Here is a 6571-nt window from a genome sequence, read left to right as displayed (position 1 = left end):
CTATTCTGTATTCGGAATGGCTGGAGCACGTATCGAGCCTCCAGGATGTTCACTCTGTATGGGTAACCAGGCAGCTGTTAAGCAAAATGCATGGGTATTCTCTACATCAACTAGAAACTTTGATAACAGACTTGGTAAAGGTTCACAAGTGTATCTTGGATCTGCTGAACTTGCAGCAGTGGTTGCACTTAAAGGTAAATTACCAACAGCATCTGAGTATCTTGAAATTGTTCAAAACAAGATCAAGCCAGAAATGTCTGATGATATTTACAAATACTTAAACTTTAACAAAGTTTCTAAAGCTGAACTTGAAGCGATGGTTGAGTAGTCAACTTCGATCTATCATTCACTTTTCTACCCTCTACGGGGGGGGGTAGAAAAACCTAATCTCTATTTCAAGTTCCCTCTTCTTTACCTATATAGTACACTATAACTTTTCTACACACTAACTATATTTTCTTAACTAATAATATAATTAAAACTAATGTTATATTATTTTTTTGTTACAATGAATTGAGTCATAAATAATAAATTAAAGGATTCAACATGGGCATGTTAATGATTGCTATAGGTATAGGATATTTCGGAAGTTTCATTCTTTTTTTGATTGCTGAAGAACTGTCATTAAAGGATTCTGATTTTTCTGATATTAAGGATGCATTTACACAAGAACTTAGTCTGGATGATAGTTTAACTAAATACGGTACTATCAAATATATGGCGATGTATATTATTGGTGTATTTATTATTGGTCTTCTTATCTCAACACAAATTCTTATACCAAATGGCTTCGGCTTAGGATTTGCCATGGCATATGTATTTTTACCATCGATGATCGGTTCACTCATCATCTTGCTGCTTAAATGGAGATTCCAACCGCTGCTTAAACTTATCTCTTCATTTTTATTTGGTGCAGGATATATTGGGGCATCAGCATTTGCAGTTGCTGTTACGCATCTTTTATTAACTTAAAATGCTTTAGGGATATTTTTAGAGGGTTTCTTTAAAAATATCTCTGAATACTTCAGGTATACGACAAGGTTTCCCATTGTCCACATAGACTAAAGTAACTTCCATACTAAAGACTTTCACTTCCTCTTTCCATACTTCCTGTAGCAGTACTATAGATGAGCGCTTATACGTCAAGATCTTTGTTGTAACCTCTAGGGTATCACCTAGTGCAGAAGTGGCTAAAAAACCAGCCTTTATGTCACGTACAACAAAACCACTCTTATCACCTAATGTAGGTTTCAGCCCTCGTTCAAAAAAGATCTCTGAGCGTGCACGTTCACAATACTTTATATAATTTGTATGGTAGACAATACCACCGGCATCTGTATCTTCGTAATACACCCTAATCTTCATGATAAACTCCCTAATTTACGGTACTTTCAAAGCTTTTTATAATTTATCGGACACTAAAACGGTCACTAAAATGTTTTAAAACTTAAAGCCTTTTTGATTGTATTTCTTAGTATTGTACAGAAATATATTAGATAACCATATCAAAAGTTTATTTTAAATAGTGATTCATAGTAAACTTTTTTATCTTTTTATCTTAAACAATTTATACAGTGATAAAAGTCACTATCTGTAAAAAAACTCTATCGTATCACCCGTTTGTGTGAAGATATTAATAATTTTTGTTTGTATAATAATAATGTAACAATAAATTAGAAAGGATTCTATATGAAAGCGGTTCAATTGAAAAGTAAGAAATTTGTGTCAATAGTGGCCACGTTGTTTGTGGTCTTATTTGGTATTATGGCTAATGGCTGCGGCGGTGGTGGCGGAGGCGGTGGTGATGTTGTGCTTCCTGGTGTACCGGAGAAATTTAGGGTTGTACCGAACATAGGTGGTCAGGATCTGTCTGCCACGTTGACTTGGGATATACCTACAACAGGCAGTGAGCCGACCTCTTACGAGATTTATCGTGGTACAACACCAGGGAGCGTTTTTGATCCGGACAACCACCTCTACTCCATACCGGTCGTGGAGGGAGAGACAAGCTATGTGTACATTGACAATGCCGGACTGATAAAGGACGTAAATACTTCCTACGTCGTAGCTGCCAAGAACGCCAATGGTGAGACACCGACTTCAGAAGAAAGTATTATATTCACTACCGGCGAAGTCGAATCCTACGGCAACAACTTCGCTGCAGCGATGATCTTTGCTGATGGTTACGGTATTACTGGGCTTCCGCTTGACCCGACCAAGCCTTGGATGGAATTATATACTAGCCTTGACCAAATCGACTACGGCACTGGGCTGCGCCCGTCTAGTGATCAAAATCAAACGCTGACTGAAGTCCCGTTCTTCGACGATACCATAACATTTGATAAGGGTGGCGTGACCTATTACCCACAGCAGACCGTCAGCACATGGCAGGGTGAATGGAAAGACGGGAATGACGCAGATCAGCATGTTACGGCAACGTTTGGAGACAATCTGATCAGCCAGACTTTGACCAGCGAATCCAAAATAAGGATCGAAGTGGCGCTAACCAAAGACCTAGATGGTATCCAGGACGAGAACATGACCTCATACAATATGGTTTCCCTCTATGGAAGCAAATATAATGAAATATATGGGACAAACATGGAGACCTACGAAAACAATACCTCATTCGTCTTTGCTAGCAATGCCCACTTGAAGATCCAGAAAGTGGATGCTCAGGGTGTTCCACAAGCAGATCCATTGTACGACCAGCCACTCTTTTCATGCGATGGAGGACCGGGTTGTTTCTCATCTGAGGTCAATGTGGCCGGTAACTTTATATACGGATTCGTATGGGACCTCGCGAACGATAATCCTGGCTACGAGAAAACAGGGATATGGCGTATTACGTTCTCTCTGGATGAAACGTCAGTTCATACAGGTGCGCAAAATCACACCTTTATCGATGATGTCGCACCAACCGAAGCAGAATCAGAAGGCGGCACACTCCCTCAGTACGTCGATGTTAATGAGGTCTACATCGATATTACCATCCACTAACAACTCCCCCTTTCGGGGGAACAATCAGCAGGAGAGTAGAGTAGCCTCGCTTCACCTGCTCAACAGGCTTGATAAAGCAGTGTAACTCCTCTCCTTTTTCATCTACAACAATCAGCGGTCCCAAAAACGGTCATATAATTTCGCTTAATTGCTTGATATATAGGAAAAACATTTAGCGAATAAGCCTTTATTCCCTACAATTATGGGAAAAAAAGAGTATTCGGAATAGACCCTTATCTTCACTTTAAAACTCCATTTGAATTTCTTTTGATTTTTGAATATAGAGTAAGGCATTTGTAAAGCTATATTGATCCACCTCTTCTATACCTTCTCCTTCATATTCTAATAAATAGTCAAATCCGTCTAGTTCAATGTTTTTAACTTTTTTTAAGTGAACACTGTAGAGTAATAGATCAGCTAAGTCACTCACTGGAATTATTTCCCTAAAATCTTTATTAAATTCATCTATATATTCATCACATATTCGTTCACTAGACATAAGAAGTATCCAAAGAATAATATTGTCTATCTTTTGGGGTGCATTAACTTGGTTTAAAAACTTATTATATATCTCTTTATTTTGAGATATTTCATCAAGTTGCTCATTGGCTTGTGTTTTTAAGAAACTGATTCTTTCTTCACTGAGTTTCTCATTTTTATAACCATCTAGTACTGACTCTGCAATTTGAAATGTATGCATTATTCCTCTTTCTATTTGATATGTAATTATTGCGAGATATTCTGAAAATTTGTATTTTTGAGACCTATCATACTCATAAACCTGCCTGAACATCCTTGTTCTTTTCTATAAGAGAAAAATCGTTCTACTTCACAGGCAGTACAGGTATGGCTCATCTCAATGTTTTTTTCTTGAAGCCCTGCATCTAAGAGTTGTTGTTTGTTGATAAAAGGTAAGTCTAACATATATTTATCACCTATAGGTGTAAACCCTTCAGGAATATCAAAAAAATGTTCTGCAACATCTTTACCTACTTCATAACAACAACGTCCTATAGCAGGTGCAACACCTGCTATGATATCTTTTGGATCACAGCCATATATTTCTGTCATCTTCTGTACGGTTTTAGATACTATCTGTGCTTTTGTACCTTTCCATCCAGCATGAACAGCAGCTACCACTTCTTTTTGTTTGTCATAAAGAAGTATAGGAACACAGTCTGCAGTGAGTATATTCAACACCACACCTTTGACATCGGTTATAAGTGCATCACAATCTTCAACAGCATCCGAAAGGCTCTCCCACCCTTTGGTCTCTTTTTGGGTAATGACCCTTATGTGGTCACTATGGGTTTGATTTGCGACGATATAATGTAGTTTTTCATCGCTGTGTAGCAGGCTGGAGAGTTTGTTTCTATTGGTTATGATGTTTTTATGCTCTTCGCCTGTATGCAAAGCAAGACTGAAAGCATAAGGGAGATCATTTGATTTTGTGGTCACGGCATGTAGCAGGGAAGGGGATCCTTTAAAGTGATTGAAAGTGAAAAAATCAAGCATGATACTCCTTACTACTATTTTGATATAATACCCTAAAAAATAGGATATTGTATGGAATCTTGGTTTGACTTTGACAAACGTATTTTTAAACATTTTTCCTACCTTCTTATGTTACAGGTTGTTCCTCTTTTTGTGATCTCATCCTATCTGATCAATGAGATCAACCCTCATCTTTTTACGAAACAGATGGTCTACTATTTCATCGCAGCCATTGCTTTTTTTGTTTCTGCCTTTATCCCATGGAGACAGGTCATTTGGTGGTTTGTACCTATTTTTTATATAGGAAATTTAGGTTTGCTCATCGCAGTTGAGTTTGTAGGAAAAACTATCTTAGGTGCACAAAGATGGATTGAGATCCCTGGGGTAGGTGTCACCATTCAGCCCTCAGAGTTCATTAAAGTAAGTGTTATTATGATGCTAGGGTATCTTATAGGTAGAAATCCTCCAGGAGAAAAAGGGTATGGGATCTTAGATTTTATTAAACTTTCCATCGTTATCGTCATTCCTTTTTTACTTATAGCCAAAGAACCGGACTTGGGTACGGCGCTGGTACTGCTTATTACAGGGTATGGTATTTTATTCGTAGTAGGTATAAATTGGAAGATATGGGCTGCGATCGTCATCATACTTGGGCTTACAGCACCACTGCTTTACGGACAGTTGAAACCTTATCAAAAAAAGCGTGTCACTGACTTTGTAGGGAAACCAAGTTACCATGTCAGACAAGCACTGATCGCCATAGGTTCAGGTGGACTTGAAGGTAAAAGTAAAGAAGATTCGACACAGACACAACTCAAGTTTCTTCCCGTCTCTTCTACCGATTTCATTTTTGCTTATTTGGGTGAACGATTTGGCTTCAAGGGAATGATCACGGTCATCGTACTCTATATGTTTCTCATCTTTAATTTACTCTATATTTCAGCTAAACATGCCACAGATTATCTGATCAAAGCGTTTGCCTCCGGATTGGCTTTTTTACTCTTTGTTTATATGGGAGTAAATATTTATATGGTCATAGGTTTAGCCCCTGTAGTAGGGCTTCCTCTGCCTATGTTTAGCCACGGAGGGACCTCATTTATTATATTTGCAGTAATTTTCGGTATTTTGCAAAATTTAATTGCATTTAAAGACTACAGTAGATATAATTCTGACTCGAAAATCGTCATGATTTCGAAAGACCAGCCATAGCACCTGTACGGGTCGGTAGCTCAGTTGGTTAGAGCACTCGGCTCATAACCGAGTGGTCGGGAGTTCGAGTCTCCCCCGACCCACCACTTATAACCCCCTAAAACACGTACTTTCAGACTAACTAATTTTGGACTCTGCCAAAACTCTGCCAATTTTAGAGAGATCAGGTTTTATTTTTCCCGTGTAATGATCACGGTTCACACCATCTTCCATATGGCCCATTTGGTCCAATATCCAATCCAGTGGCATGCCATACTGTTTGAGCAGGGTATTGCAGGATTTTCTTATGGTATGTGTCGTACCTATTGTGATATCACATTCGATACAAAGTTTTTTAAGTGATCTATTGAGTGGCCTTTCATCATTGTAAGGCTTTCCGTATCGTGTCACAAACACAAAATCATCTTTTATCCCTGTCAGTCGCCACTGATTCTTTAAAGCCTCTTTCGCTTGCGGCAGCATATCGATGATCCTAACTTTTTTTGACTTGGGTACATCTTCAATACCTTCACGAATACGACTATCTATTCTGACAGTATTGTTCGTAAAGTCAATGTCGTTCCACCTTAGTGCAATGAGCTCTGAAACTCGAAGACCTGCAAAGAAATTGAACATCAAAATATTCTTGAGTTGCCCTGAACTTTTTTCAATAAGGGTTTTTATCTCGTCCTCATTATAGACATGAACCTCTTTGTATTCCATTCTTGGGGTTTTCACAAACTTCAAGGGATTCTTTCTGATAAGGTCATCGTAATGTGCCATTTCAAGTATCATATTGAAAATGGAACGCTGACCTCGTATCGTCTTTGGAGCTAGTCCACACTCATGCTGCCACTTCATGATATGTGATGCTTTTATGTCAGACAGT

General features: G+C 38.4%; 8 protein-coding genes and 1 tRNA gene. 5 read left to right on the top strand and 4 right to left on the bottom strand.

What is annotated here, in order from left to right; all coding sequences use genetic code 11:
- Both ABYK33_RS12745 and ABYK33_RS12740 read left to right on the top strand, forming a co-directional pair.
- Positions 1–328: aconitase family protein (locus ABYK33_RS12745; protein ID WP_373033146.1), on the top strand; the 328-nt coding region annotated here is incomplete at its 5' end.
- A gap of 218 nt (positions 329–546) precedes the next feature.
- Positions 547–972, top strand: coding sequence for a hypothetical protein (locus ABYK33_RS12740; protein ID WP_373033643.1), 426 nt, complete (start codon positions 547–549; stop codon positions 970–972).
- Between the two features lie 18 nt (positions 973–990).
- Here ABYK33_RS12740 and ABYK33_RS12735 read toward each other — a convergent pair whose 3' ends face one another.
- Positions 991–1365 (bottom strand): YbgC/FadM family acyl-CoA thioesterase, encoded by a 375-nt coding sequence (locus ABYK33_RS12735; RefSeq protein WP_373033642.1) that lies wholly within the window; start codon positions 1363–1365, stop codon positions 991–993.
- Between the two features lie 324 nt (positions 1366–1689).
- Between ABYK33_RS12735 and ABYK33_RS12730 the strand changes: the two genes are divergently transcribed.
- A complete protein-coding gene (locus ABYK33_RS12730) occupies positions 1690–3000 on the top strand; it encodes a hypothetical protein (RefSeq protein WP_373033641.1) in 1311 nt (436 codons plus the stop codon).
- Between the two features lie 244 nt (positions 3001–3244).
- Here ABYK33_RS12730 and ABYK33_RS12725 read toward each other — a convergent pair whose 3' ends face one another.
- Together ABYK33_RS12725 and pgeF are read right to left on the bottom strand one after the other, a co-directional pair.
- Complete coding sequence (locus tag ABYK33_RS12725) at positions 3245–3700, bottom strand: hypothetical protein (protein ID WP_373033640.1); 456 nt, start codon at positions 3698–3700, stop codon at positions 3245–3247.
- 26 nt (positions 3701–3726) lie between these two features.
- A complete protein-coding gene (gene pgeF / locus ABYK33_RS12720) occupies positions 3727–4515 on the bottom strand; it encodes a peptidoglycan editing factor PgeF (RefSeq protein ID WP_373033639.1) in 789 nt (262 codons plus the stop codon).
- 51 nt (positions 4516–4566) lie between these two features.
- Between pgeF and ABYK33_RS12715 the strand changes: the two genes are divergently transcribed.
- Together ABYK33_RS12715 and ABYK33_RS12710 are read left to right on the top strand one after the other, a co-directional pair.
- The gene (locus tag ABYK33_RS12715; RefSeq protein WP_373033638.1) at positions 4567–5703 is read left to right on the top strand and encodes an FtsW/RodA/SpoVE family cell cycle protein; all 1137 of its coding nucleotides are present in this window, start codon (positions 4567–4569) and stop codon (positions 5701–5703) included.
- Between the two features lie 9 nt (positions 5704–5712).
- A tRNA-Met gene (locus ABYK33_RS12710) sits at positions 5713–5789 on the top strand.
- A gap of 31 nt (positions 5790–5820) precedes the next feature.
- Here the strand turns inward: ABYK33_RS12710 and ABYK33_RS12705 are convergent.
- A partial coding sequence (locus tag ABYK33_RS12705) for a tyrosine-type recombinase/integrase (protein WP_373033637.1) occupies positions 5821–6571 on the bottom strand: 751 nt, incomplete at its 5' end.

It is taken from the genome of Sulfurovum sp., assembly GCF_041562805.1.
Classification (GTDB): domain Bacteria; phylum Campylobacterota; class Campylobacteria; order Campylobacterales; family Sulfurovaceae; genus Sulfurovum.
Note: the sequence above shows the minus strand (reverse complement) of the source record. Positions and strands in the feature narration are given on the sequence as shown.

Bases quoted from the DNA above. Each gene is read 5' to 3' on its own strand.
- ABYK33_RS12730 (WP_373033641.1), top strand. From the start codon at position 1,690: ATGAAAGCGGTTCAATTGAAAAGTAAGAAATTTGTGTCAATAGTGGCC.
- ABYK33_RS12725 (WP_373033640.1), bottom strand. From the start codon at position 3,700: ATGCATACATTTCAAATTGCAGAGTCAGTACTAGATGGTTATAAAAAT.
- pgeF (WP_373033639.1), bottom strand. From the start codon at position 4,515: ATGCTTGATTTTTTCACTTTCAATCACTTTAAAGGATCCCCTTCCCTG.
- ABYK33_RS12735 (WP_373033642.1), bottom strand. From the start codon at position 1,365: ATGAAGATTAGGGTGTATTACGAAGATACAGATGCCGGTGGTATTGTC.
- ABYK33_RS12740 (WP_373033643.1), top strand. From the start codon at position 547: ATGGGCATGTTAATGATTGCTATAGGTATAGGATATTTCGGAAGTTTC.
- ABYK33_RS12715 (WP_373033638.1), top strand. From the start codon at position 4,567: ATGGAATCTTGGTTTGACTTTGACAAACGTATTTTTAAACATTTTTCC.